Source organism: Paraburkholderia sp. LEh10, assembly GCF_017814945.1.
Lineage (GTDB): Bacteria > Pseudomonadota > Gammaproteobacteria > Burkholderiales > Burkholderiaceae > Paraburkholderia.
The window spans coordinates 1-1,117 of sequence record NZ_JAGIPX010000210.1 but is presented as its reverse complement, the minus strand read 5'-3'; the positions used below and the strand labels follow the sequence as shown (position 1 = coordinate 1,117).

At 60.6% G+C, this 1,117-nt stretch carries 2 pseudogenes; one reads left to right on the top strand and one right to left on the bottom strand.

Annotated elements, in window-relative coordinates:
- A pseudogene (locus J8I87_RS43975) lies at positions 1-548 on the bottom strand (IS630 family transposase); the annotation flags it as partial.
- Positions 549-641: 93 nt separating this feature from the next.
- On the opposite strand from J8I87_RS43975, the pseudogene J8I87_RS43970 reads away from it, so the two are divergent.
- A pseudogene (locus tag J8I87_RS43970) lies at positions 642-1,117 on the top strand (IS110 family transposase); the annotation flags it as partial.

Here is a 1,117-nt window from a genome sequence, read left to right as displayed (position 1 = left end):
ACGTCAGAAATATAGCGGACAGATTGGTGCCTAAAAAATGATCGAACAAGGCACGGATCCCGCCCGATTTGTGAAAGTTGCTCGTGAATCTTTGAGCCCAATTTTTCACCTTTTTGAAGCGGGCGTCGCGCGACGCCGGTCCGCTTGACGTGACTCCACACCAGTTCATCTGGATTGAGGTCCGGTGCATAACCGGGCAGGAAATGCAAAATCAACTTGCCCTGCGTACTAGCGACATAGTCCTTAACGACCGCTTTCTTATGCGCTGGCAATCCGTCGACGATCAAATGAACCGGTTTTTTCCGATTGAACATCAACTTCTTGAGCAGTTCCACGAACAACTCGCCGCTCAGCGCCCCGTCATACGTTGCAAACCAGAAAGCCCCCTTCGAATTGACAGCGGACGCGGCGCTCATGCTTTGCCGTTCGCCGGGCCGCTCGACCACCGGCGTCTCACCGCGCGGCGCCCACGTCCTGCCGTGAACCGAGTCGGCACGGAAGCCCGATTCGTCCCAGAAAAAGATATCCGCCTTCTGCTCACGAGCCTGCCTGGCAATGCTCGGATAGATCCTATGAAGAGGGGGCACACAGGGCAATCCTTAAAATCAGCCTGTTGAACCTTACTGAAAGGAGAGAGGATCATGCGCCCAGATCAGACATACGCGACGCACCACCCGGAAGCGCTCGTGCTGGCCGTGTCACTGGAACTCGCCGCCGCCTCGTGGAAGGTCGCGCTGCACGACGGCCGGCGCGAGAAGCCTGCCGTGCACACGGTGGCGCAGCCCCAAGCCGCCGCGCGGCTGCAGGCGGTGCTCGACCTGATCGAGGCGCACCGGCAGAAGTGGTCGCTGCCGGCCGGCGTGCGCGTGGTCGTTTGCTACGAGGCCGGCCAGGAGGCGTTCTGGATCTGTCGCGCACTGCAGGCTGAACACGTCGAGTGCTATGTCGTCGATTCGGCCAGCATTCCGGTGCAGCGCCACAAGCGTCGCGCGAAGACCGACAGGCTCGATGCCATCAGGCTGGTGATCAACCTGCGCGCGTGGCTGCGTGGCGAGCGCGACCGTATGCATGTGGTTCATGTGCCTTCGCCGCAGGACGAGGCCTCGCGCCAGCTGAT